This is a genomic window from Glutamicibacter sp. 363 (genome assembly GCF_052379505.1).
In the GTDB taxonomy this organism is placed as follows: domain Bacteria; phylum Actinomycetota; class Actinomycetes; order Actinomycetales; family Micrococcaceae; genus Glutamicibacter.
Genome location: NZ_JBQSYR010000015.1, coordinates 93040 through 117505, shown reverse-complemented (window position 1 = coordinate 117505; position 24466 = coordinate 93040). Strand labels below are relative to the sequence as shown.

Below are 24466 nucleotides of genomic sequence, written 5' to 3'. Positions count from 1 at the left end.
CGTCCAGATCGCCACTCAAGCCCAAGAGAAAATCATCGTCTGTCCCCCAATTCGCCCATGCAGTCAAGGATCCAATTAGATGGGCTTGACGCAAAGCACCATCCCACAGACCTGCTCCCGAAGAATTCGCCAAGACATATCCAGCTTGGACAATGGCACGTATTAACGCTGTTTCTATCTCGGCGTTAGATAGCGTTTCTTTGTCTTGCAGTTCAGCAATAGCTTCTTTGAAACCCTTTACTCGATGTTCGAATATTTTGTTTCGAAGTACATCTAAATCTACTGAACCTATTATGTATTCAACTGGTTGTGCATTAAGACGTCTCATTGTACGCACGAAAGGGATCTCATAATTTTCCAATACAGTTTTCTCGGCAACCCAGTTTCGTTCTTGCACCGCGCGCATTGCTTTGTCCGATTTCTTGCCAACATATACAGCGCAGCCTTCCACCTGCCAGATATAGATTTGCGTTTTACGTTCCGCAGGACGCAACACGATTCCAACCTTTTCAAATCCTGCAAGTAACTTGCTCACTGGGGCAAAATAATTGTTTGTCGACATGAGGTTAACTCTCCAACTTCATCATTATTCTTACCGGTTGCATATGGTTTGAGAATAGCAAAAACAACCGACGCTTGGACGAGGACTCCAAGTGCGCTCACAAAGTTCGTCTCCGAATAATCTTGCGTCTCTCCGAGGATATTGGTCCGCTACAGCTCAATATGCTGGCGGCTTTTTGTTGAAAACCTCGTCGTTGCCATGTTTGACCAGTGTGGTAAAGCGAGCCTGCGACAGGCAAAATTCCTTTATTTGCATTACCGTGCTGGCACATTCCATCGTTGCACCAAACACAATCCATCAATAGTTAGCAGTGCGTCTGCGCTGGCCCTCCACCACGTCCCTCACGGGCACGAGTTAGCCAACACTCTCGACGCTCTTGCCCGATATAATGAACGATCCTTTGCTGAGGGTTCCGACATGCCAACTAGTGGAAAGGTTCGGCTGGACGGCCTCGAAGCGTCTCTCGTCCCCATAACTGAAGGTGATGGTAACAAAGGGGCGCGCGCCATCGATCGTGTGTCCCCGCTCCGGGTGACACACAATCTCCAAGACGATCTCCGCTTCCGTCGACGGGTCAAGCGCTTGGATGTGTATGCCTCTATGCAGAATTGTGTCAGGGACTGATTCCTGCTGAAGCGTGATGAGCAGGACCTCGACTTCATGGACGCGAGACTGTCCAGCTTTAATGGCCAGCACATGCGGGGCCAAGGGAGGAAAAACTCCCGCCAGCTCTTCGATGAGTGCCTTCGACTCAGCTGATACAAGCGACCGCACGTTTTCGCGGAATGAGACCCGGTCTCGATCGGAGACGTCGACACGGTTCATGGCGGTATTGCCGATCGGGCCATGCGCCACAATCGCCACTCTGGCAAGGGGCAGGGCTCTGGCATAGTCCCTCGCGGTGTCGCCGTGACGCGAAGCCGCGGCACTCCTATACTGTTTGACTTCGATAGCCATATCTGTTTCGTGCGGCGCCTGCCCCGGTCGCTGGAAGCGATAGTCGGGTTGCACTCCCTGCTTGCGACCATGAGCTAACACACCGGATGCAGCAGACCTAACTTCGGACCATAGCTCTACTTGACCGGCAGGGTCCTCAAAAGATGCAATTTTGGTGGCTTTGAATGGGAAACTTAGCCGTCCGTTGACTACCTCGAACTGCAATTTTTGCCCTTTGAACGCCTTAGCTATAATGCAGACCACCCACGTCGAATACAGTTCGTGGCGTTTGCCCCACATTGGCAAGGACAACACCGAATCCAAAGCGGATGCTGCATCACTAACTTCAGTTCCCCAGAACGACGAGCACCAGATCTCTATTTCACGAAGCCACTTGTTGACATCGTTGGAAGGCCTGGATGCTAGGTGCTCGACGTCTGCTCGAAGTCGCAGGATCACCACTTCAGGGAAGAAATCGGTGAAATCGAAGAACAGTTTTCGATGCTCCGCGAGCTCGTTCTGTTTCCTATCCTGAAGCGCAGGATTGTTGCTGACGGCGTGCATGGTCGCGCCGTAGTTCCGCAGTGTGTCGCAGCTTGCTGTGAGCACCGCGTACACAAGGGACACTCCGCGCGCCACCTCGGGGTCATCCACCTCCGGAGGTACAGGCAAGGTGAATCTCCACTCGTCCTCGTCCTCACCACGTAGAGCCCGAAAATTAGCGTTGCAGGGGGACCACAATTTGGCCGAAGGATACTCCCATCGCTGTGTCGAGAGCACGAACGCACCACGAGCAGCCTGCACACGATCCAAAGTGGCAACAGCACTCCGGAACTGCATCAACGACTGGTCAAACACTTCCCCCTCGTCGAATTCATAGGAAAGGATGAGGTTCTCCGTTGTCGCACGGGTGGCATCAATGTCATTGTAGAGGGAAAGCAGATCGCGCATAAGACCAGCGAACGAATCAACTACCGGAGACATCGCCCGCAATAAGTCCCGCGCGGTCCATCCGGCGGCCTCCATACGCACAGCCAACGGCTTCGAGCCAGGTAACTGCGATTCTAAGAGAGTGACGATATCCTTGTCGTAGCTTTTTGGCCGGAGCACGCGCTCCTGGATGAGGCGACGCCAAACCTCCGCCGCAGTGGTCATGGGGACGGGAGATACATTGTTACTCATGGGCGTATCGTCTCACTCGGGATTGATGAAATGGAAAATACAATCGAGGTGTCACGATGCACTTCAGATAACTCAACGCTTGTTTCGAAATCGACTGTTGTCATCCGACCCTACCTGGCTTACCTCGTCCGACCGTGGTTGGTCCTTTCGATATTCCTAATTGTATTTCAACAGCCGCAGGTGTTGGTAGATCGATTTGGTCCCGACAGCGGTTCGTGGAGGATCGGGCCGTGTGATGGTCCCCGGTAACGGTGATAAGGTCCCACCCCGCGTAGCACCAGCGCACTTGCTGTGTGGTGTGGGCAACACGTGGTGCTCCGACGGTTAACTGTCGAGCGGTGGATTCCTAAAGCGGGCGGTGGCATAGTCACGTTGCCGGATCATACCGCCACCGCATCTGGTGCACCGCGAGTGTTCGGTCCCTTGGTCGTAGTGCCATTCTTTTTCGGCCTGCTGCGGAGGATTCTGCTGGTATGGATTTGACTACGAAGGTTCACCCTTATGGGGTCTTTGAAACTTCCATGGAATCCCTAGGAAAGACCCAATTTTGAAACACACACCTTTAGAGACCGGCCGCGGCTGGACTCAATTCCTCCAATTCATACGCTCTCGGGCAGGTGGCGAAGGAACAGAGGTCAATCTGAGGGTCGGTCCACTAGGTCCCTTGCGGCGCACTTTGTCATCCTGAGCAGGGTTCTTCCGGACATCTTGCAGTAAGGCTCGGTTCCTGCTCTGTTTTTCAAGAGTTCGATCGGGAGAACCGAAGCCAGGACTTGCGGGGCCGCTTCCTCGGGTTGCTCTTGGTGACGCCAGCCGCCGAGGGGCATCCGTCGCAGATTTCCTCCGTGTACAGGCTTTCGAACCAGATGGAGATCGGCCCGTGGTCCCAGCCTGCTTTGGCCGGCCGGCGGCGTTTCTTGAGCACGGTTTCCTTGGTTTCTTCCCCGTAGATCGCGCGGGTGGTTTTCGGTGCCCTGGAGTGCGGGTTGAGTGCTTTGTTCCCCTCGGCGACGTAGCGTTTCTTGACCTTGTAGTAGGAGGGTCTGCTGATTCCCAGTTGCTTGCAGAACTGCGAGATACTCGGAGAGTCGGGCAGGCCCGGATCGAACTCGATGATTTGACGGCGTATCGCCGACGATAATGAAATTGACACCTTCAATTACCGAAGTGCCAACCCTCAAGCCGGTCTGCCACGACGCCTGCTACCTGTTAGCGATGTTCTGAGACATCGTGTAATCGATGTATTGAGTCAGGCTGTAAGCGATGTTTTGAGAGATGACATACCGCTTCGTTACGCGTGCGCTACCGAAAGCCCCGTCTAAACAGACGTCAATCGGATCTTTATCCGTTCACCGAAACCACCGTCATCGACCAGTTCTTGGGGGTGCATAACACGAAGATACCGGCCATAAATCATCCACGAGCACCGCAGCTTTGGCCAGTGGCTCACTATCCATGGGATTCGAGACACCTAGGTTATGAGACAGTAAATATTTTCAACTTGATTGTTCCGGCATCCTGGCGACATGTTCGAACAAACCGGTTTGATCAGTTATGAGCCCGGTTCTCAATTCGCTGGCCCAGGTGCTGACTCTCGTCGAATATGGTTGCCCCTTCTTCGAGATCAGTGAATCTGCTCGACTGAGTATTACGCCGTGTCTAGCGCGGGAGAGCATCACCAGGAGGACACGGTGTTCCTCTTCGATCTCGGATTGTTTCTTCGCCAAGAAGCTGGGCACATGGCCTTGTTCGAAACCGGGGATGAAAACCCAATCAAATTGTTGTCCTTTCCCAGTGTGTGCGTTGAGCAGATGAACGCCAGGTCCGATGGCAGTGTCGCCTTTATCGAGGATGCGAAATTGCATAAGAGTAGCCTGAATTGATCCGGTGTCAGTGGCCAGATTTTCGAGATGGTCCAAGGCGTCCGCCACGTCAGCAGCGGTGTCCAAGTCAGTGGCATCTATACGGGCGAGTACTTCTGTCTTAAGGGCAGCAAGGTCTGGGTTTCCGCCGAGCCTCGTCGTAGCGCCATTGATGAGTTCGATGATGCGCGCATCATCGACAGCGAGGTCCCACCGCGTGCTGGGCAGTGAAGACCCCGCAAATACTGCGTCGATAGGCTTACGTCGCCAGGCTGCTCGACAGATGATTCCAATTGTGGCGCTTGGTTGCTTATCAAGAATGCGACGCGACGCCTGTTCAATGAACGCTGCTTCTTTTGCCCCTGTCGAGAACCTGGCGCCGGTAGTTATGCCTTCTTCGAACCAGACGTTGGGGTCGTTCGGTTGGAGAGCCTGACCGCCAAGCCCGACGGAGACCAAGTTCAGCAGTCCGAGGACTCTGGGTGACGATCGATAGGAGACACCGAGGTCGACAGGCTCGCCGCAGATCTTGCGGAGTCGTCGCTCCACATCGATTGGTCGAGCACCTGTCCAGCTATAGATGCCTTGGAGCGGGTCACCCACGAACGTGCGACTTTGCTCGCAACTGCGAATTGCCAGATCGAGTTGCTGTGGAGAGAGATCTTGAAATTCATCCACCAACATGGCGCCGTAGTGCTTGCGATAAAGCGACGCAATTTCCGGCACACGGATCAGCCTCTGGGCATGCCTGAGTAGATCATCGTAAAAGATAGTCCCGGATTCTTGCCGCGCTGCCTCTAGCTCAGCCGACTGAGTAAGTCCGTGGGCGGCGAGTGCGTCAAGTACTTGGCAGTCGCTGTTAGGACGTTGTTTTGCATCACGGAGGTCTTCTTCGATTCGTCTATTCAGATCACCAGCATCACTCTCAGAAAGCCCGTCGAGCAGGGGGGCGATTGCCTCGGGTTGAGTTCGCTTATCTGGCATTTCAAATTGCGGATCGATGCCGAGCGTCCGTCCATGTGCCCTAACGATCTCCGCTGCGTGGCCGTGAAAATTGTGAATACTGATATATTTGCGCGTGCGTTCAACTCCAAGAACGCTGACAAGCCGACCAGTGAGGTTGGCCTTGGCCTTGTTCGAGAATGTGAGAGCAAGAATTTTCTGGTTCGGGCTTAGCCTGGGGATCAATAGCGCGGCTCGTCGAGCAAGCAACTCTGTCTTACCGCATCCGGGCGGGGCGATGACCAGAAGGTTCTGTGCGTTATGTGTCACTGCTGCGTCAAAGTCGGGAGTTTTTGTCATGATTCGCGCGCGACTGTTTCGAGACGGGTAAGAAGTGCTGCGACGCTCTCGAGCTTCAAGGATTCATCGGCAGTGAGCAACTTTGACACGGCGAGGGCAGCAGGAACTTTCCGGTTTCCTGATTTCGTACTCGATCGGCAAAACTTAGCTAGAGCTGATACATCCACGTCGGGAATACTGACGGCTGCGCACGAGGAGAGAATCGCAGACTGGTCCGCGACGTGTGCATCGATGAGCATTTCAGATACCCGCGCTGTGCCCAGTGAGCGACAGTATTCGTCTTCGAGATCAGCCTTGGAGATGAAGACGGTGGTGCCGATGACGTTCTTGGGTCTGCCGCCGACCGCCCCGACCCACCGGGGGCTTTCGGCCTCGTCGACGAGGCCGAGTACGTGAACGTTGAAGCCGTGCGGACCTAGCAACTTGTAGACCGTGGGGAAGTTCTCCGCGCCCCCTAGTTCAAAGACCATTGCACCGATCCGATCTAGCGATATTCCGCGCGCTCGTGCGGCCGCCTCTACGATCAGGCGGTCAGCTATTCCCTCTACTACGATTGCAAAGCGTGCCGCGAGAGCTTCCAGCATGCGTGGCGACCACCAGTGGGCTTGCATACGCTCTTCGATGGAAAACGTCGTCGGATCTATTTGATGGCACGCACCGTCCGGACTGACGGCAACCACTTGTGCGGGATCAAATTTCTGCACTATGTAGGGCGAGTGTGTGACCAGGATTTTTTGATTCACCTGTTGAGTAAGCAGCTCCGCTACAGTACGTTGGCTGGACGGATGCAGATGCAACTCAGGTTCGTCGATCGCGATTACATTCGCTGCACCCTGTGCGAGATCAAATAGTGTCATTGAAATCAGCTGACGGATACCATCGGATTGTTGCGAGAGAGGTGCAAAATCTTCTTCTCGGGCGAGGTACATGGATACGTTTTCGAGGACCGATTTGCTCGGGTCTGCAGAGGTTCGGATCGACAGCTGATCTGTATTTATGTCTTTCGGCATCGAACTAGAGAGGTGTTGCGCCATGCCCTTTCTCAGCTGGGTGAGGGCGGGGCTTTCACTGAGCTTGTCATTGAATGACTCAAGTAACGCGCTGAAAATGGCTTTTTCATCTCCGAGCTCGGACTCGACTGCGCGGAGAAGCACTTGGACGGCACCATCGCGACCTTCGAGATGATTGGCTGATGAGGATCTCGCAGCGGGAAGATAACGCCATCCGAACGCTACAATCTGCTCTCTCGTAGGATTTCTCACCTCGCCGCGTCCCGGGCACCATCTTGAGATGAGAACAGACTCAGTGTCTTCCGGATCGATCTGGACCTCGAGTCGAACGTCGAGTGACTCTGATCTGTCGTCTGGATCGATGTCAATCTCCCGGTGAAAAAGAATACGTTCAGCGTCAGTGAAGGAGCTGAAGGAGACAGAGACGATGAGGGGCCTGTCTGGTTGCTGCAGGTCGTCAACGGAAAGATTCTGGTATAGCTGCGCGGTGCTTCCCAATAGTAGGTTGAGAAGCCGCAGGAGAGAAGTTTTTCCGACGTCATTAGCCCCGACGATGACAAGATGACCTCGAACTGAGAGCTCTAAATCGCGTAACCGTGCATAGTTCTCGATGTGGATGTTACTGAGACGCACAGCGGCTCTCTTCCGCGGTGCCTGGGACGACAACGCTGTTGAATGAATGGCGAAACCGATAGCTTCGGTCACACACCCATGATGACAGCGCGAGAAGAAGGAAAGGTTCAACTATTCCCGTGTCCTTGAATTTCCTCTACCCATACAGGAAATGCGTCGCAAAAGTTATAGGTTGCGAGACGTCTCATCACCCGCCACTCCCCCAGCTGAAAACCTTGAAAACTCACTGGTCCTAAATCCTCGCAACTATGTGTTGCAACCAATGTCCTCAAATCGTGCTGACACCATTAGTTGCGAGATACTTTTCAAGGATTCCATGACCAAGCTGATCGGAATCGCGCGTATCAACCAAAGCCCAAGACAGCGACCGGCAAATCCAAGACCCCTTCGCAGCTGCCATCCGGCGCGATGACCTCTACACCGACCACGGGCTCTCCGGGGCGCTAACCAAACGTCCTGGACTCGATAAAGCCCTCGATGCACTCCACCCAGAAGACAATCTGGTGATCACGACATTGGATCGGCTGGGTCGTTCCACCCAGAAAATGCTCGAACTCGCCGAAGAACTGCGCGAACGGAATATCGGACTGCGCATATTGAATCTTGGCGGAGGCGACGTCGATACTGCTGAATTGACTCTGTATTATTGAGCAAGAAATAACGGACCCTTGCCATTTCAACTCGCATAAGGAAAATCTTGCTTCAAGATCTTGACCTGGATCGTCATTCTTCCGTCCTAAAGGAAAAGGTGGTATCCGCTAGAAACATCGTGATGTGGTTTCTGGTCGAAACAAGAGGCGAACCGGACCACCCCGCCACTGAAAGACATTATGGGGTGAAAAGTCTATATTTTAATCCTCGGGACGCCGACCGAGAATTGGACGAAAATAGAGGTAGCGTTCCGCGCGTCAGAGGAGCATTCTTCATGGTGACGCCGATTTGTGTCTTGGAGTTGAGGACTTCGAATAATTCATTGTTCGTTCAGCATCGCAATACTCGCATGACCAGTGGATCATATCCAAAATTCAATAGTTCGAGCGTAGAACAACCATTCCACAATTGGAATATCCCCAAAGGATGGCGCCAAACAAATACTCAGCTTACCCTTGAAGATTTTGTGGTAAGCTTCAGCTCGACGAGTGGCAGGAGTGATTTCAATGGTTTGGCTTCCCGAATTGGACGGGATTTTCAGCTCGGAATTGTTATTGGCGACTCGGAAAGATTCTTTCCTGTCGTAGCTTCCTCTGACATGGTTGTCGAAGATCTTTCGAGCTGGCAGACCAGACCTGGGAAATCGGATCATCCTATTCACCGTAATTTAAATTCGTTCTTCCATCGTTCGTTGGGATGCCACGATGCGTTTTTTGCCGCTCAAATAATAAATGAATTAATCGGATGAAAAAGAATTCATGTAATTGTTGAGGTAAAACGTATTCTTTAGTTTACGCGTATATCCGTTTCCATAAATCTTAATGTGGATTCCGGTCCACCGCAAGTGATACGCCCCTTACGTGAAGCTAGATATCGCGCGTAGGGTCCCTTTTTTGGTGTCCTCCCTAGGAGTCATTTAGCTTCTTAGGCACAGAATCTCGGCGCCCTGGTGGCAATCGTCACGGCGCTCCTGTTCGGGACTTACGGCATCCAACTCATGCAGTAGTCGAGGTTTGCAATAACTGTCCGAGTGGCTGCTTCATCATCGGCGGCTTCGATGGCATCCACCAGGGATTCATGCCCCTCGCGCAGGCAACCGTCGAATCCCTCCGCTAGTCGCTGGGCCATCTTGGTGCCGTGGAAGACGTCGCCGAAGCTCTCGTAAATCTCGTGCAGCAGCGGAATTCCGGAGGCGCGCGCCACTTCTAGATGGAACTGCCAGTCTGCCTGCGACCAAGCCTGATAGTCCTGCGCCCGCCATGCATCACTTCGTTGACGCAACAGGGTACGCAAGCCCTGGATCACCTGCGCATCGGAGGATTTCGCAGCGAGCCTCGCGGCCTGGGTATCCAAAGCGAAACGCACCTGCAGAACATCCTGGTCCGAGTGTTCCCGGTATACGCGTTGCGCGGTTCCGCTGATTTCGCTGGTGGCCCGCACATAGGTACCGTCTCCCCTGCGCACCTCGAACATGCCCGTGCGAGCCAGAGCCTTAATTGCTTCGCGCAGCGTACCGCGCGAAACACCCATTTCGGCGATCAGCTCGGGTTCTGCCGGAATGCGATCCCCTACCGCCCAGCGTCCTTGCGCCACGGCATCGCTCAACCGGGCAACGACTTCTTCGGCCAGCGGTGGGCGGATTGGCATGTTGATCATGAGCGCCCCACTTCGGCTGAACCATCAACTTCGACCAACTGCCGGGAATCGGCCTCGGTGCGCAGACCGCCAAGCTTGAAACAGAACACCAGCTGAACCACCGCGAAGACCAGCACGATCGCCAGTCCCAAGGTCCAGGATCCCAAGGCGCCTTGCATCAGACCCAGTACGAACGGGCCAAGGGCTGCAATCAAATAGCCTACCGACTGAGCCACCGTGGACAGAGCCGTGGTTTCTTCTGCGCTTCCACCGCTGCGGCTGAGCATAAGCATAACCAGCGGGAAAACGCCGAATCCCAGTCCGATGAGTATCGAGCTGATCAAGGACAATTCCACGGGCAGAACCAGCAGGGCCAGGAAGCCGAGTACCGAGCAGCTTGTGGTCAGCAGGAAAGCACTGCGCAGCAAACCCGGCTTCGAGGCCATCCAGAGCATGATCAGGACCGCCGGGATGCTCACTCCCTGCACGATTCCGAGCATCAGCCCGGCGGCAGCCGGTTCCAGCCCGCGCGAGATGAGGATATGCGGCAACCAGCTGACCACCGTGTAGACCAGCAACGACTGGATTCCGAAGACCGTGGTGAATAGCAAACCCTTGCCCGTGGCCAGCAGCGGCCAAGGTGAGACATGCGCGCCCGCAGTGGGCTTCGTGCGGTTTCCCGAGAAAGATAATGGTACAAATGCCAGCAGAGCCAAGCTGGCCGGTATCGCCCAAAAAGCCAAGGCGGTTGTGGGTGATCCGACTTGCATTGCCAGAGGGATGCTGACTGCGGAGGCAAAGGTCGCGCCAATTGACATGGTTGTCGTGTATGCGGCGGTCATCGAGGCCGAACGGTGTCCATGATGTTCGCGGATGAAAGAGGGCATGGCCACGTTGCAGATAGCCAGACCACTCATGCCCACCACAGTGCCTGCCAGCAAAGCCCAGGTGGAATCGACGACTCGCAGGGCCAAGCCAGCCGTGAGCAGCAGCAAGGAAAAGGCAATGCCCATTTCAAGGCCGGTACGGCGAATCACCAAGCTGGTTGCGGCACCAGCCACGGCGAAGCAGAGCACCGGAATTGTCGGCAGCAACGAGGCGATAAAGGTGCCATAGCCCAGCATTTCCTGCAACTCGTGGAAGAGCGGTGACGCGGAGGCGATGCCCATGCGCAGATTCAACCCGACGAGGATTACCGCAACGACGGCAAGGGCACCGACCATCCACGGTGACTTCCGGGCTTGCGGGGCATCGGGCGGGACGGGCTGTTCAGCCGAGTTGACAATCACGTTTAAACATTAGACGTTTGATGTTTGCCTCGACAAATCTTGTGAACTGTTGCACGCCCGAATCGGCTTGAAGGCCGAAGGTTCATGTTCTACAGCTTTATTTACGCGCAGGGGCTGGGAGCGACTACCAGCGTTCACTGTCTGGTCACTAGCCAGCCCTACGCTCTAGTGGTTATCAGCCAAATAATTAATACTGGCTACCTTATTCATGTGAAAGGCACATCTGTGAGCAATTCTTCTTCTGTCCCCCGTCGCGGAGTTCTGATCGGCAGCACAGCTGCCGCGATTACCGGACTCCTCGCTGCCAACAGCACAGCAGCGTCCGCAGCGCCGGCCAAGAAGGCTCCAGCTGCCACCCCGAAGCTCAAGTTCGCGGCAGACGGCAAGTTCAAGATCGTTCAATTCAATGACACGCAGGATGGCCCGCGCACCGATCGCCGCACTCTGGAACTGATGGACAAGGTGCTGGATACCGAAAAGCCAGGCTTCGCGCTCATCAACGGCGACGTCATCAATGGTTCGCCGAAAACCACCACCGAGGTCAAGCAGGCAATCAACAACGTTGTCCAGCCCATGGAATCTCGGGGTGTCCCCTGGGCACTGACCTTTGGCAACCATGACGAGGACTCGATGCCCAACGGCACCAATATGACGGATGCCAAAATTCTCGATTTCGTTCGCGGCTACGAGTTCAACACCAACTCGAAGAATGACAAGATCCAAGGCGAATCGAACTCCCAGCTGCTGATCGCCTCATCCAAGAACGCCAAGCCCGCCTTCGGTATCTGGCTGCTCGATTCGAACCGCTACGCGCCAAAGACCATTGGCGGACAGGACTTCGAAGGGCTCATGTCCTACGACTGGATCCGCCCAGAGCAGATCGCTTGGTACCGCGAAGCTTCCCAGGCCACCGAAGCACGCTATGGCAAGGTCCAGTCCTTGATGTTCTTCCATATCCCACTGTGGGAGCACCACCACATGTGGTACGGCTCCCAGTTCACCTCGAATGATGCCGACCACGAGAAAGCGGCGGCCAAGCACTCCATCGAAGGAGTCAAGAACGAGGGCATCTACGTCGGCGCCTTCAACTCCGGCTTGTTCACAGCCCTTCAGGAGCGCGGCGATGTTCGTGGCGTGTACTGCGGCCACGACCACATCAATACCTTCAAGGGCGACTACTACGGCATCGAGCTGGGCTACGCCCCGGGTACCGGCTTCGGCACTTATGGCCTTGGTGGAACCGAGAACCACGAGCTTCGCGGTGCCCGCGTCTTCGAACTCGACGAGAACAAGGACGGAGTCTACACCGGAACCCGTACAGTGTTCGCTAAGGATCTGGGCATCGATATGAGCGCAAAGGCGCAACCGCTCGATGAGCCGCTTCCGATGAAGTAGGCAAAAAGAAACGGTAAAGGCACAGCCGTTTAAAAGTCAATCGGCTGTGCCTCAAACCTTCATGACTTACTCAGCGACTAAAGACGACGCATACCCGGTGAGTATCTTGTTGATTCACATTGATTCCTTGCCACGCGAAAGTAAAACAACCTGGGACAGCATCACCGCATACGCGCCCTTGGACACTTTAGGATTATCCAGGCTGCTCTGGTCAAGCTTTTAGGCTAATGAAACAACAGTCCAGCCATGCGTTGTTCGTTTCAGTTAGTCCCCATTCAATCACGGTGGAGGATTCACAGTCATGGTTGGCAGATAGGCGACGTAGTTGCTTCTGCTAATTGCCGCGCGATTTGGTCTGTCTGCTGAACAGTGAGCTCAGGTACTTCTCCAAAGTCTGTACCACCGCCGGGAAGTGTACCGGCAACATGAAAGTGGAGGTGCGCGATAGCTTGGTGTGCAGCAGTTCCGTTATTCTGCCAGACAGCAATCCCTGGCCGCTCATAAGCGTCATCGATCGCGGCAGCAGCGGCAGCAACAGTGTCGATAAGAGCGTGACGTTCTTCGACCGTTGCTTCTAACAGTGTCGGGTAATGGCGGGTGGGAATGACGAGGAGATGGCCAATGCCTCGTTGGTCTCTTGTCACAAGTACAGCGATCAAACTGGTGCGGCAAATAATTGTAAAGGGCCTTTTGCCGCTGAGGTAGTCGCAGAAGGGGCAGGGATCGTCATTGGGAAGATCCAGACTGCTATCGGTCATGCGGCCACCAGCGAGGTCAAAAACGCTTGGAATTCTGGTAGGTTGACTTTACTTTGTTCGTCCGGATGAATGACGATGCGTAGTTCCCTAGAGAATCGTGACCGTTTGGTGCGGAGCAGAAATGAGAAAGCTATCAGCCTGACGGAGATTTCAGGAGTGAGCTCGGGAATACGAGATTGCCCTTGCCCGATAAGAGGAACGCAAATAGGTGCGCCATTTCCATGCACGTCCGCCTGATTCCAACATTCGTCTAGGCTATCGAGCATCCCGCGGATCGTACCGGTTGCCTTATTCTGCATGTTCATGGTCGTGTAGGCGGCGCAATAATAGCGGATGGACCCGGGTGGGGAAAGGGTGGCAACAGTGCCGATAGGGTAAACGGTCTGCTTTCCAACCTTGTTGATGGTTCCCACAGAGTCCACTGAAGCCAGGGCCTGATCCAAGTCTTGGTCCAGCTGGTGCTGCGACCCATCGTATACCTTGTATAGGAAGTTGCCCTGAAGACTGTTCCTTGCGATCACGTCAGGCACTGAGGTGTCGAAGGTAGCGGTCATCCCGATCACTACGCTTGCCTTCTGATCAAACAAATCACCCACCACCAGCCGAATAGTGACGTTTTCTGGATAAGTCTGCTGGATGGGGCGTCGTCGTAAGCCGAGGCTCGCCCACGCAGCCGCTGCCATACCCACGAAGAAGACCAGCCACCACTTCCCTTCCCACCAGTTCGGCGACAGCGGGGCCAAGATTCCAATTGGGATCGCGCTGACGCCCAGTGCAGCAAGGAACCGTTGCCCCATCACTTTCACACGACGAGGCAAGATTTTATTCACGGCGACTGCCCTACAGTCCCAAGTCGGTGTAGACGCTGGCGTTGTAGATTCGCTCACCGGTCGTAGTGCTGGCCGAGTATGTGGAAGCGTAATTGTCGAGCGCGTACTGGATGATCTTGGGCTGGAAGGACACCGAGATGGTGTAGTGGTCAGCCTCGACGAGCGGCTTGGGGTAATTGGCGCTGTTGCCCTTGCGAGACCCATCCAGGTGGGAGACGACGATAGGCAAATTCAGCTCCAGCGCAACCTGCAGCTCGTAGGCCAAGAATGAAACCCCATCCCCGCCCTTCTTTTTGGCTGCTGCGCTTCCCAAAAGAACGATTTGCTTCGCGTTCTTCATCCGCTCACGCAGGTTTCTCTTGATGGTCTCCGGCCGGCTCGTGTCACGAGCAACAAATAGGTCGTGGGCATCGAAGAAGTTGAAGTCGATGTTTTTGTTCCCTCTCCACGCCTCCACAAGCCGGTACGACGAGATGTCTTCACTCGCAAACGCTACATAGGTCTTGTTCCGGTAGCTCATGTGCAATCTCCCCCAAATTGATTTTTAACTGGTATCAGGTTTGCAAGGTTCTCTTGATGAACTAACCATACCTGAGCCCTCCGACAGCTCAGACAGCTCACCTTAGTTGACAATGTCTTACGATTTCTCTTGGTAGTTCCTCGTTTGCACGTTGTGTTGGGCAGAACTAAACATTGTGACCATACAGAGTGATTGCATTGATTCGCACTATATGCTTGTCGTCATGCGAAAGAACAGATGGTAGCTGTGGCAGCTCAAGTCATGCGCGGCTCTCCCGAACGATTGTCAGACCACAAAGAGCAACTGCAACTTGGATATCTACGTGCCGTTGTAGCCGCGTCTGGATGTGTCTTCATAGGTGAACCGTCGATCGATGAGGGGACCGACGTTTATCTAAAACATCGTCGGCGGGAGGAAAATGGCGACATCAAGGAGGCCCTACTAGCACTCCAGCTGAAGGCAACCGCAACACAATTTGACGCTCGCGCCGAATTCGTCACAGCAAGAATGAGTCGTGATCGCTACGACGAGTATCGTAGTCAGAACCCATCAGTCCCACACATCGCTGTTGTGATGACACTTCCTGAATTACAAGAGAATTGGGTATCGGCCACACCGGACGCTCTCAGTATCCGTCACTGCGCATACTGGGTGAACCTCGCCGGCGCCAAAGTTTCGTCGGCCACAAATCCATCTTTCCGGGCACCGACCACGAATGTGCTGGATGACGTCGCTCTCTGCCACATCATGGAACGCATTCACAATGGAGACAAGCCATGACGGCGATTAGTCCACGCGAACTTGAAAAGATCAATTGGTTGCTTCGCAAACTTGATTGGTCCGTCACTGGTGGTGCTCAGGGAGCGTTCGACCTTTGGCAAAGCCCGGAGTCGACAGATGAGATTATAGTTCCTCTGGACCCGCGCCGCGCCGACTTCGTTCGCCTAATGGATACGGCTATGCGTCGCCTACGTGGTTATCTTGGCCCAGATGCCAATAGGTATATGGAGCTTGCAGCTATCTCGACGGCAAGTGGGCTTGAAGAGGCGCATTGGAAGAAAGAAAGCACCATCGATGCCGGCCTGATTTCGTGGACTCAAGGAGAGCAGCTTTACGCCGCGGCGCGCGAAATGCTTGTCGCCGCAGCCAAGGCGTCGCGAGAACGACGCATGTACCACGGCAATGCCAGTGCCCACGTTGCCAAGTCATTCCTTTCAAGTTGCCTCATGGGACAGACCCAAGTCGGCAGCTTTATAATCACGGCTCACGCGCCGAGAGACCGTAGCTTCCACTTCGCTGAAACCGACGAGTTGAGGCCCGTTCTGCCTGGCATGGCCGCTCCCGACTCTACGAGTGGTGCACAGATCATGAACTGGCTGGAGACCGCACTGGACGTAACCCGTTCCTGTCTCGACGCCTACCGTAAGGACGCAGATATTCGTGTATTCGACGAGGCCGTTCCCCAAGGACTATCGTTTGAGTTCGCGCGAGCGTTGGGTTCAGCGACGCGAGATAGCGAGTCAGCCGTCAAACTCATACGGCCAAATTCTGCAAAGATAAACATAGGGGGCACGCGTGAATTCTCCTTCGCTCCAGACGAAGCCTCGGTATTGGACAGCGTAGCGAATCGCTTTGCGCAGGCCTATGAACCACAAGAAGTTACACTCAGCGGCGAAGTCGCGGTGCTGCAACACGAGTCCAGCACCGAAGACCGAATTGTCCGCATTATCACTGAGGGCGGTGGCAGATTCCGAAAAGTACGTTTACGATTGCAAGAAGATCAGTACATACAGGCAATCGAAGCCCATCGCCAGGACCGCAAGCTCACCTTTACGGGCAAGCTCGAGCGCGAGGGCAATCTCAACTGGATATATAGCCCTCGAAACGTGCGGATGGAGGAGGTTTCAGAAGTTGATGACATCGAGAGCGCTACTTACGACGAGGCTGTTGTGCCTCTCTGGGGTCCCGGCCACACTGGATAAATAGCCCGGTCGGCATACCGCATTTGCCCCTGCCTGCAAGTTAGACGGCCTCAGACAACTTTTAGTGCAGTTCTGGTTTATCTGACAGGCCTGACCGGTCAGTTATCGCCTGCATCGAGGTCATTTACTGTCCATCGTTCTAAACCAAGCTCAGTCGCGATATGGTCGAGGAATTTCGTTGAAGTAAGGAACCATTCGGTCCCTCCTCGACGGGTACGTGCTCCGTAATGGTCGGCCATGCGTAGCCACTCATGAAACTTCTTTTCTGCTTCGAACGACGCATCAGATAGATAGATCCGAAGTAGGATTGGGTCTTCTGGTAGCGCGGTGAAGCGCCCCTGCGAGCCTGCACGGTGGACAGCGTCACGTGATGAATGCCCAACCTTCAAGTAGGTCTTCCCGGTCTCCGGATCGATCGGGTATTTTAGATAATGCGGCAGTGTATAAACGTAAATACCCGGAGTACGTGCCGATTCAGCCTCAGAGGTCGCGCGGCTGGTGGCCGCCTCTTCAATCTCGGCGGCAATCCTGTCTTCTGCGCGAATCGTTAGCTGCTCCTCCAAGACAACCCAATCACCTCGTAATTCCGGCGAAAGATCGGTCCGTTTCAGCAACGTACGTAGTCGTCGAGCAGCCTGCAAAGCCAGTGTTGGCCCAGTTGGGAGCGTACCGTCAGTAAGAGCTTTGATGGTCACCCGATTGTTGTAGCCATAGTTACCACCCTTCGCTCCTGCGATGTCTGCCTGTTGTTCTAAGCTCAATCCATCACGGTCGCCTCGAAAGGTGTCACCCAAACGGCTTTGTTCCGTTTCGAGGACCGCCGCGACTTCAGCGCTTCGATCGTAAATTTGCTCGTTCATTTACCAACCAACTCCATCAAGGTATCGAAGCCGTCTACCTGCTTGTAGACAACTTCTCCTTGGCTTTGCTTGGTGAGGGTTTCAAAAAACCTGGTTGCACATTTAATCTTCGCGTCCTCGACGCCCTTGAGCTCCAAGCTCGACATGGTCCCCTTAGTTTCAGCCACGAAGTAGACATGCTTCACCGAACCTTCTTCGAATGCGATAGCCCAGTCAGGGTTGTAGTCTCCTACCGGAGTTGGAATGAAGAACCCACGGGGAAGTTTTGCGTAGACCGCAACTTCTTTACTAGTGTCGAGTTTTTCCACGAAGTCGCGCTCAACTTGGGAGTCAGTAACTACATAGTCGTAAACGTGTTTGGAGAGCTTCTCACCGGCTTTTCGGAAGTCCTGCGCGGACTGGTTCTCGGTAAAGATCGCCGTCTCGAAACAATCCTCCAGCGCGTCGTAGGTGAGGTGTTCGACGATCACGGTCGCTTTCTCTTCGTTGATCAAACGAGAGGTCTCTGTGATGAACTGCTCCGGGTTAAGCCGGAACTTCCCGAACGTGTCCGGACGGATGCCGCGAAGAATCGCGGACACCGTGCGGCGCGTGAGCTGGGTCTTCTCGGTGATCTCCCCCAACAAGTCGTACTTCACTGAGGAACTCGCCGAAATCTGTTCGGTTTCGCGTGAGTGGCCGGCAACCTTGAATGCCTTGCCGGTCTTCAACTGCTCGGCATCAAGACTCGCAAGCTGCTTGCCATGTTCCACTACGTATTGGAGTCCGGTCACATTGAGCTTCGAGTCAAGTGCAGTGACGGACTTCGCGATCAGTTCGTTCGAGTCAAATTCGACCTGGTAGACGGCCCTATGATTGATCCGGCCCCAGAGTTCCTTGAACTCACGCTTGGCGAAGTTCGCCTCATTGATCGGGATCTTCTTCATGGCCCGGTCGTCGCCACCGATCATCGACACATCGAGGTATAGCGCGTCGACCAGCGGCCACACGAAGTCGATGACCGGCGTCAGGATGGGTGAGGTCGGAACGGCAAAAGTGCCGTTCTCTTTAGCGTCCTTGTAGTTCTCCGAAATGGTGTGGTCCACGTTGAGGTAATCGTTCTTGACGAGGTAGTCGTACAACGCGGTAGCGAGTTCCTTCTCCAGTTGCGACTCGCCTTCGGGCGTCTTGATCGTCTTGCCGGTGAAGAACTCAATCGAGGCCTTGCGCGGACGCGAGGCCAAGGACTTCGAGATCTCCTCTTGGAGTCCCTTGACGAAGTCCGTGTAGGACTCATCCGTGACGACGGTAAGCTCATTGATCTCGTGGACGGTGATCGGGTTATCCATGCGTTCGCCGTGCTGATCGACCGAGAGACGCAAACCTCGACCGATCTCTTGGCGGCGAGACACGGTGTTGTCGGACTTTTTAAGCATACCCATGACGAACACGTTAGGGTTGTCCCAGCCCTCTCGCAGTGCGGAGTGGGAGAAGATGAATCTGACGGGCTCGGCGAACGAGAGCAACCGTTCTTTGTTCTTGAGGATCAGATCGTAGGCGTCCGTGTCTACTGAAAGTCCTTTCAGTTCACCGGTCTTGGCGATCCTTCCATTTTTCCATTCATCCACCTGTCGCTTTGACTTCTTATCGATGGAGAAGTAGCCCTCGTGGACAGTTCCTACTTCATCGCGCCGAAGGTACTTCATGTACTCGGCGGTTGCGTCATCGAGTTCGAGTTCTCCGAGAATCTCGGCCCGGACGGCTTCATATTCCTCTTCGAACATGCGGGCGTAATCACCAAGGGTGTCACCGTGGGACTCCTCACGACCGTAGTCGCGATATTTCATGACCTCGTCGATGAAGAACAGAGAGAGCACCTTGATGCCCTGTGCGAATAGCGCCCGTTCCTTGGCGATGTGTGCCCGGATAACCTCGCGGATCTGGATGCGACGCTTCGAATCCTCAGTTACGTCACGGTCGGCCAGTTGACCTGCAACGACAATATCCCCATTGGAGAGTTCGAGGATGTCACGAGTTGCGTCGATATCCGTGATTAGCAGCGCCTGTCCCTCAGGTTTGTAAGCCTCAATTCCACCGGAGAGATCGTGAAGGTTGGTACGCTTATCAACGATCCGGGTCATTCGCTTGATGTCTCCGCTCTTCGTCTGGACCTCTAGTTCCACGCGAGCTGTCGGTGCAGCGCCCTCTTTCAATATGACGCTGTCGAGGTACAGGTATGCTGTGGACCCGGCCAGACCCTTGACTGTAATCCCTCGCACCGCGATCTTCTTCACGAGCTTCGCGTTGTAGGCATCCAGCGCGTCAAGGCGGTGGACCTTCGTGTGATCGACCTTGTGGGTCGCCGAGTATCGCAGAACCATTAACGCGTTGAACTCAGCAAGGGCATTGAGCGACTTGTCAGCACCGATCTTCTGCGGTTCGTCGATCACGACGATCGGACGGTTGGCCTTGATGACGTCGATCGGGCGCCGTGACTGGAAGTCATCGAGCACGTCGTAGATACGTCGCTGGTCCTTGCCTGTGGCGTTGAAGGCTTGAATGTTAATGATCATCACCTGGACGCCGGCATCAGAGCTGAAACGTTCCAGCTCGTGCAGCTGCTTCGAGTCGTAGATGAACGAGCGCGGTTTGGTGCCATAAAGCGATTGGAAGTGGTCGGCTGTGACGTCGAAGGTCTTCTTCACGCCTTCACGGATCGCGACGGAGGGTACGACGATGATGAATTTCGACCATCCATAGCGCTTTTTCAGCTCCATGAAGGTCTTGATGTAGACGTAGGTCTTTCCTGTACCGGTCTCCATCTCAACGTCAAGGTTCGGAGCACCAGAAGCAGCCTTCGAGTCCTTCAGCTCCGAGGACAGCGGCAGGTTCCGCGAGCCTTGGACCCGGTGCACGTTCTCCAATAGTTGGGGACGGGACAGCTCGATCGGAGCGTTGGCCAGACCGGAATCATCGTAGATCCGGTTCTGACCTGCGCTCGATACGCCGGGGTCGATACGGTAGGACGTACCGTCCCGGCGTGGCTGCCCAGCAAAGACATCAACAACGGAGTCGACGGCTTCGGTCTGGTACTCCTGAACCTTGAACTGGAGTTTCAAATCAGATGGTCCTTACCTCTGTAGTAGGAGAGATCTCCTTGAAAATCTGTTCCGCGTTGATCCGAGCAGCGTCGGACTCGAACGCATCGTCACGGAAGACAACGCGCAGAGGCTCTCGCTCGGCCAATGCCCTGACCACAGTCGGGGTCACATTCTCTGCGAAGCAGGCGAACAGCGCATCGTCGTCGACAGCGAAAACCTCGCGCCCGTCAATCTCCTCACGCACGATTGGAACGGTGAGTTCAAGGCCCCAGTCGAGGAGGACTTGGAAGAGGAGGTCTTCCCCGGTACGGCCCGGTTTGATGCTGGGTTCTAGCTCGACCAGATCCAATTGGTCCGTAGCCTCCGCGGAACGCAGCAAATCTGCCTTCGAAGTTGATGCCACCTTCACACACCGGAAACCGACGTCTTGAGAAGGTTTCCGTGCACTCTCTGAGGCCTCAGTTAGCGCCTTTCCTACCCGACGAATCCGTTCACGCGCAACATCAGCGATAGTTGGGAATCCAAGATTCCGTGCCGCGACGTCCAGCGATTCGGGAAGCTGCACCAAGATAAATAGTCGATTTCCGCCGTCCTGATTATTTTTCTGTAGCACCGCCTGCCCTGTTGTACCCGAGCCGGCAAAAAAGTCCAGCACGATTGGCGACTCGTCGTCATCCGGCAGCAGTGAAAGCAAACCTTCAATCAGCTTGGTCGGTTTTGGGTAATCAAAAGGAATCTCACCCATGAGATCTCGAAACTCGGTTTTAGCAGACTGCGTACTTCCGTACTGCTGGTAATGCAGGACATTCCGAGGCACGACCTTTCCAGCGTCCGATAAGAACTTTTTCACGCGAGGAATCTCAGAATGGCCGCTGGCTCCCCAATACAGTCGCCCGTCTTTAATTAAGTCCTGCATAGTTTCTCGTGAGTACTTCCACGATGACTTACGGACCGGCCACACCTCGACACCACTATTCGGATTCACGATTGGATAGTAAAGATTCGGGCGCTCAGAGGAAGACTTATTCGACGTCGCAGCAACCGAGTTCCAAGGACCTCGAGGATCTTCGTCCGGATTCGTGTAGTACTTGTTATGCTCCCCAGTGCGCTCTAGTCGATCAATAACGCCTGGGCGCTTAAACTTCGCGTAGACCAAAATATGCTCATAGTCGTTACTGAAGAATTGAGAGTCATTTGAAGGACTCACCTTTTTCTGCCATACGAGAACGTCAACGAGGTTGTTCTGCCCAAACACCTCATCACAAAGGATCTTCAGGGAAGAAGATTCCCCTGAATCGATGCTAATGAAAATCAGTCCGTCATCATGCAGAAGGTTTCTTGCCATTTTAAGGCGCGGATAGATCATACTCAGCCAGTCGGAATGGAAGCGTCCATTCGATTCCGGATTAGCTACCAATCGCTCTCCAGATTCGCTCACTTGAACAGAGCGCGCCAAATATTCGGCGGTAGTTTCGGCGAAGTCATCGTTGTAAACAAAGTCATTTCCCGTGTTATACGGCGGGTCGATGTAGATCAACTTGACTTTCCCCAGATACGACTCCTGGAGCAGCTTCAGCGCATCGAGGTTGTCGCCCTCGATGAACAGGTTCTTAGTCGTGTCGAAGTCGACCGATTCCTCACGCACCGGACGCAAGGTCTTGGCGATCCGAGCGTTCGCTGCGAAGGCGGCGGCATGCTTGCCCGGCCAGTCGAGCTGATAACGCTCCTGCGGCCCCTCGACGATGTGATCGCTCAGTTCCTGCCGCAGGCAATCGAAGTCGATCGAGGGGACCACATTGCCGTCGGCGTCTTGCGCTTCGGTCACAGCGTTTGGGAACAGTTCTGCGATCCGCTCGATGTTGCGGGCGGTGAGATCGGGTGAGTGCAGTGTGCGTTTCTCCATCAGGCACCAGCCCCAGCGAAGGATACAGAGTACACCGAACCACGCACAAGCGAATTCGCGTGGGCGTTCTCGGGCCGCCGTGGCGACCACTCAGATCGCCTTAACCTCAGTGAGCGGTGAGAGCTCGCGGAAGATCTGTTCTGCATTGATCCGTGACGCATCATGCTCGAACTCCTCGTCGAGGAAGACCATGCGCAACGGCTGCCGTGCGGCAAGCTCGCGAACGAGTCCCGGAGAGAGAGAGAGAGAGAGAGAGAGAGTTCCTCTCTCGTAAACGGCAACACATCATGAGTGCTCCTTCTTCAACGTCATAGATTTCGAAGCTGTCCCGTTCTTCGCGAGTGATCGGCAAGGTCAGTTCCAGGCCTGCGTCGAGCATGGCCTGGAAAAGTAGGTCTTCACCCGTTCGGTCAGGTTTGATGCTGGATTCCAGCTGTTCAATCTCCAACTGCTGAAGTGCATCTGCCGACCTCAGGGTGTCCGTCTTGGACATGGTGTCGATCTTGAGCGAGCGAAATCCGCGATCTTGCGACCCGGTGCTCGTCTCCGTAGCGGAGAGGTTCATTTGCGTACCGACACGACGAAGACGTTCTCGTGCGACGTCAGCGATTGTCGAGTAACCCTGCTGCTGAGCTGCGGCATCAAGTTTTTCCGGCAGCTGGACAAGGATGAACCGTCGTGTGCCACCATCTTCAGCATTGAGATTCATGACTGCATGAGCTGTCGAACCTGAGCCACCAAAGAAGTCCAGCACGAGTGCATCATTATTGTTCTGCGTGGCCGCACGAATCCAAGTCACGAGAACATCAACATCTTTCGGGTAGTCAAAAAACTTACCGTCGAGCAGTCTGCTCAGGGCTTCACTTGCAGGAGCTCTTTCCTTGACAATGAGGGATCGAATCGCCTGGTCGTCCTGCTCATCGAGATACATCTTGCGACGAGGCGACGTCAGCTCATCCTTACCGAAGACAATACGACCATCCGCCAGCAAATTATCCATCGTTTCGCGCGAATAGCGCCAGCCGTTTGGATGCATCGGAACTGGCTTGAATGATTCTGGATGCAGAATTTCATATTTCAGATTCTCGCGAGGATTTGGGCTGGCGAGAGGCCCCCGCAAGTAGGCGCGGCCGTTCGAATCAATCTCAGAATATGACTGAAGGCCCTTCTCTGTGTCAGGAGATGTCTTCCACCAGTCCCGCAGAAGTCTGGTCGCCAGCTCCGCGTCACCATCAGCTCGTTCCCAACAATCTCGAACTGCTGAAAGAACCAAAGAGTAGCCTTTCTTTGGTTCTTTCCAGCGAGCATCTTTTCCAACCAGCGCTCCTCGATTACGGCCGAAAATCAACATGTAATCGATGCCTCCGGCAGAGAAGCGCGCATCATTTTTTGCACGTCCCTGCCAGACGACATTCGCGAGGAAGTTTTCGCCACCGAACACCATGTCCATCAGGTTGCGGAGGTTGGCGTGCTCCTGGTCGCCGATCGCCACCATGATTACGCCATCATCGGTCAGCAGGTTCCGGGCGAGCTTCAGACGCGAGTACATCAGGCTCAGCCAGTCCGAGTGGAACCGGCCATTCGACTCCGAGTTCGCCACCATACGTTCACCGGTCTCGGAAACCTGCTCCGACTTGACGAGGTACTCCGCGGTGGACTCCGCGAAATCATCCGCATACACGAAGTCGTTTCCCGTGTTGTAAGGAGGATCGATATAGATCAGTTTGACCTTGCCGAGATACGACTCCTGTAACAGTTTTAAGGCATCGAGATTGTCGCCCTCGATGAATAAGTTCTTCGTCGTGTCGAAGTCCACCGAATCGTCGCGGATGGGACGCAGAGTCTTGGCAATTGGAGCGTTTGCGGCGAAAGCGGCCGCACGTTTCCCCGGCCAATCTAACTGGTACCGCTCCTGAGGCCCCTCCACAATGTGATCGGAAAGTTCCTGCCGCAATAAGTCGAAGTCGATCGACGACTTGGGATTTCCTTCAATGTCTATGGTTTCGGTGACGACATTCGGAAACAGCTCGGCGAGTGCCTCGATGTTGGCCGCGGTCATGTCACGAGATGTCATTC

Annotated in this window: 17 protein-coding genes and 2 pseudogenes; 5 read left to right on the top strand and 14 right to left on the bottom strand. The window is 54.5% G+C overall.

The window, feature by feature from the left end; all coding sequences use genetic code 11:
* The 5 genes and pseudogenes from ACT3UA_RS11055 to ACT3UA_RS11035 all read right to left on the bottom strand — a co-directional run.
* Nucleotides 1-562: hypothetical protein (locus ACT3UA_RS11055; protein ID WP_444616404.1), on the bottom strand; the 562-nt coding region annotated here is incomplete at its 3' end.
* Nucleotides 563-916: 354 nt separating this feature from the next.
* Complete coding sequence (locus ACT3UA_RS11050; RefSeq protein WP_141393449.1) at nucleotides 917-2680, bottom strand: hypothetical protein; 1764 nt, start codon at nucleotides 2678-2680, stop codon at nucleotides 917-919.
* Between the two features lie 745 nt (nucleotides 2681-3425).
* Nucleotides 3426-3833: pseudogene (locus ACT3UA_RS11045) on the bottom strand (helix-turn-helix domain-containing protein); the annotation flags it as partial.
* Between the two features lie 343 nt (nucleotides 3834-4176).
* A complete protein-coding gene (locus ACT3UA_RS11040) occupies nucleotides 4177-5844 on the bottom strand; it encodes a UvrD-helicase domain-containing protein (protein ID WP_096283577.1) in 1668 nt (555 codons plus the stop codon).
* Entirely contained in the window at nucleotides 5841-7559 is a 1719-nt protein-coding gene (locus ACT3UA_RS11035) for an ATP-dependent nuclease (protein ID WP_444616401.1), read from the bottom strand. The genes ACT3UA_RS11040 and ACT3UA_RS11035 overlap by 4 nt, the downstream gene beginning before the upstream one ends.
* Nucleotides 7560-7803: 244 nt before the next feature.
* Between ACT3UA_RS11035 and ACT3UA_RS11030 the strand changes: the two are divergent.
* A pseudogene (locus tag ACT3UA_RS11030) lies at nucleotides 7804-8116 on the top strand (recombinase family protein); the annotation flags it as partial.
* Between the two features lie 68 nt (nucleotides 8117-8184).
* Nucleotides 8185-8886 carry a hypothetical protein gene (locus tag ACT3UA_RS11025; RefSeq protein ID WP_141393450.1) on the top strand — a complete coding sequence of 234 codons (702 nt, stop codon included), beginning with the start codon at nucleotides 8185-8187 and terminating at the stop codon, nucleotides 8884-8886.
* A gap of 233 nt (nucleotides 8887-9119) precedes the next feature.
* Here the strand turns inward: ACT3UA_RS11025 and ACT3UA_RS11020 are convergent, their stop codons facing one another.
* Complete coding sequence (locus tag ACT3UA_RS11020) at nucleotides 9120-9794, bottom strand: FadR/GntR family transcriptional regulator (protein ID WP_096283581.1); 675 nt, start codon at nucleotides 9792-9794, stop codon at nucleotides 9120-9122.
* Nucleotides 9791-11062: an MFS transporter gene (locus ACT3UA_RS11015; RefSeq protein WP_096283583.1), complete on the bottom strand. Its 1272-nt coding sequence runs from the start codon at nucleotides 11060-11062 to the stop codon at nucleotides 9791-9793. Before ACT3UA_RS11015 ends, ACT3UA_RS11020 begins: the two co-directional genes overlap by 4 nt.
* A gap of 225 nt (nucleotides 11063-11287) precedes the next feature.
* Between ACT3UA_RS11015 and ACT3UA_RS11010 the strand changes: the two genes are divergently transcribed.
* Complete coding sequence (locus ACT3UA_RS11010; protein ID WP_255248336.1) at nucleotides 11288-12457, top strand: metallophosphoesterase family protein; 1170 nt, start codon at nucleotides 11288-11290, stop codon at nucleotides 12455-12457.
* Nucleotides 12458-12756: 299 nt separating this feature from the next.
* On the opposite strand, the gene ACT3UA_RS11005 is transcribed toward ACT3UA_RS11010, so the two are convergent.
* Genes ACT3UA_RS11005 through ACT3UA_RS10995 form a run of 3 tightly spaced genes read right to left on the bottom strand, consistent with a single transcriptional unit; the run spans nucleotide 12757 to nucleotide 14565 of the window.
* Nucleotides 12757-13215: an HIT family protein gene (locus ACT3UA_RS11005; RefSeq protein WP_096283587.1), complete on the bottom strand. Its 459-nt coding sequence runs from the start codon at nucleotides 13213-13215 to the stop codon at nucleotides 12757-12759.
* A complete protein-coding gene (locus tag ACT3UA_RS11000) occupies nucleotides 13212-14045 on the bottom strand; it encodes a macro domain-containing protein (protein WP_255248337.1) in 834 nt (277 codons plus the stop codon). The genes ACT3UA_RS11005 and ACT3UA_RS11000 overlap by 4 nt, the downstream gene beginning before the upstream one ends.
* Before the next feature lie 10 nt (nucleotides 14046-14055).
* Nucleotides 14056-14565 carry a TIR domain-containing protein gene (locus ACT3UA_RS10995; RefSeq protein ID WP_096283589.1) on the bottom strand — a complete coding sequence of 170 codons (510 nt, stop codon included), beginning with the start codon at nucleotides 14563-14565 and terminating at the stop codon, nucleotides 14056-14058.
* Nucleotides 14566-14811: 246 nt separating this feature from the next.
* Here ACT3UA_RS10995 and ACT3UA_RS10990 point away from each other — a divergent pair, with 246 nt between their 5' ends.
* Both ACT3UA_RS10990 and ACT3UA_RS10985 read left to right on the top strand, forming a co-directional pair.
* Nucleotides 14812-15345, top strand: coding sequence for a DUF4365 domain-containing protein (locus ACT3UA_RS10990; RefSeq protein WP_176484076.1), 534 nt, complete (start codon nucleotides 14812-14814; stop codon nucleotides 15343-15345).
* Nucleotides 15342-16547, top strand: a complete 1206-nt coding sequence (locus ACT3UA_RS10985; protein WP_096283593.1) for a hypothetical protein — start codon at nucleotides 15342-15344, stop codon at nucleotides 16545-16547. Before ACT3UA_RS10990 ends, ACT3UA_RS10985 begins: the two co-directional genes overlap by 4 nt.
* A 98-nt stretch (nucleotides 16548-16645) precedes the next feature.
* On the opposite strand, the gene ACT3UA_RS10980 is transcribed toward ACT3UA_RS10985, so the two are convergent.
* The 4 genes from ACT3UA_RS10980 to ACT3UA_RS10965 form a co-directional block, all read right to left on the bottom strand.
* A complete protein-coding gene (locus ACT3UA_RS10980; protein ID WP_096283595.1) occupies nucleotides 16646-17407 on the bottom strand; it encodes a hypothetical protein in 762 nt (253 codons plus the stop codon).
* On the bottom strand, nucleotides 17404-20505 hold the full coding sequence (locus tag ACT3UA_RS10975) for a type III restriction-modification system endonuclease (protein WP_096283597.1): 3102 nt from the start codon (nucleotides 20503-20505) through the stop codon (nucleotides 17404-17406). The genes ACT3UA_RS10980 and ACT3UA_RS10975 overlap by 4 nt, the downstream gene beginning before the upstream one ends.
* 1 nt (nucleotide 20506) lies before the next feature.
* The gene (locus tag ACT3UA_RS10970; RefSeq protein ID WP_096283770.1) at nucleotides 20507-22390 is read right to left on the bottom strand and encodes a site-specific DNA-methyltransferase; all 1884 of its coding nucleotides are present in this window, start codon (nucleotides 22388-22390) and stop codon (nucleotides 20507-20509) included.
* Between the two features lie 160 nt (nucleotides 22391-22550).
* The gene (locus ACT3UA_RS10965) at nucleotides 22551-24464 is read right to left on the bottom strand and encodes a site-specific DNA-methyltransferase (protein ID WP_444616394.1); all 1914 of its coding nucleotides are present in this window, start codon (nucleotides 24462-24464) and stop codon (nucleotides 22551-22553) included.
* Between the last annotated feature and the right edge of the window lie 2 nt (nucleotides 24465-24466).

Bases quoted from the DNA above. Each gene is read 5' to 3' on its own strand.
- ACT3UA_RS11050 (WP_141393449.1), bottom strand. From the start codon at position 2,680: ATGAGTAACAATGTATCTCCCGTCCCCATGACCACTGCGGCGGAGGTT.
- ACT3UA_RS11040 (WP_096283577.1), bottom strand. From the start codon at position 5,844: ATGACAAAAACTCCCGACTTTGACGCAGCAGTGACACATAACGCACAG.
- ACT3UA_RS11020 (WP_096283581.1), bottom strand. From the start codon at position 9,794: ATGATCAACATGCCAATCCGCCCACCGCTGGCCGAAGAAGTCGTTGCC.
- ACT3UA_RS11005 (WP_096283587.1), bottom strand. From the start codon at position 13,215: ATGACCGATAGCAGTCTGGATCTTCCCAATGACGATCCCTGCCCCTTC.
- ACT3UA_RS10995 (WP_096283589.1), bottom strand. From the start codon at position 14,565: ATGAGCTACCGGAACAAGACCTATGTAGCGTTTGCGAGTGAAGACATC.
- ACT3UA_RS10985 (WP_096283593.1), top strand. From the start codon at position 15,342: ATGACGGCGATTAGTCCACGCGAACTTGAAAAGATCAATTGGTTGCTT.
- ACT3UA_RS10980 (WP_096283595.1), bottom strand. From the start codon at position 17,407: ATGAACGAGCAAATTTACGATCGAAGCGCTGAAGTCGCGGCGGTCCTC.
- ACT3UA_RS10970 (WP_096283770.1), bottom strand. From the start codon at position 22,390: ATGGAGAAACGCACACTGCACTCACCCGATCTCACCGCCCGCAACATC.
- ACT3UA_RS10965 (WP_444616394.1), bottom strand. From the start codon at position 24,464: ATGACATCTCGTGACATGACCGCGGCCAACATCGAGGCACTCGCCGAG.